The 723-nt window shown below is 48.4% G+C and carries 1 protein-coding gene; it reads left to right on the top strand.

Annotated features, from left to right (window positions below; translation table 11 throughout):
• Nucleotides 1-723 (top strand): type II secretion system F family protein (locus tag R7Q46_RS26925; protein WP_318078195.1); only part of this gene is annotated, 723 nt, incomplete at both ends.

The following is a 723-nucleotide window of genomic DNA, read 5'->3' as shown; positions in this document are numbered from 1 at the left end:
GCCAAAGCAAAGGCGGCTAAGTCTTCAGGCTCAGTGGGCTTCAAACGTGGTATCAAAACGGCTGAACTGGCTCTGATCACGCGTCAATTATCCACACTTGTTCAATCAGGTATGCCTCTTGAAGAGTGTCTTCGAGCAGTTTCTGAACAAGCAGAAAAGCCACGAATTCGCACCATGATCGCTGCAGTTCGCTCCAAAGTCACCGAAGGTTACCCATTGGCAGATAGCCTAGGTGATTATCCACACGTATTTGACGAACTGTTTCGCTCTATGGTCGCCGCGGGTGAAAAATCTGGACACCTTGATACGGTTTTAGAGCGCTTGGCGGAGTACGTCGAAAACCGTCAGAAAATGCGTTCTAAGCTGTTGCAAGCGATGATCTACCCTGTCGTGTTAGTGGTGTTTGCGGTGGCGATTGTCTCGTTCTTGTTGGCGACCGTGGTACCCAAAATCATCGAGCCGATCATTCAAATGGGGCAAGAGCTGCCACAGTCGACGCAATTTTTGCTGGCGGCTAGTGAGTTCGTCCAAGAGTGGGGGCTGATTATCTTTGCCGTGCTAGTAGTTTGTTTTTATGGCTTAAAACTGGCATTGCAAAAACCAGATTTTCGCTTGTCTTGGGACAGAAAAATCATCAGCTTGCCGCTCGTCGGTAAGATTTCTAAAGGTCTCAATACCGCTCGTTTTGCTCGTACCTTGTCGATTTGTACTTCAAGTGCGATC

It is taken from the genome of Vibrio sp. 811, from assembly GCF_033339195.1.
Note: the sequence above shows the minus strand (reverse complement) of the source record. Positions and strands in the feature narration are given on the sequence as shown.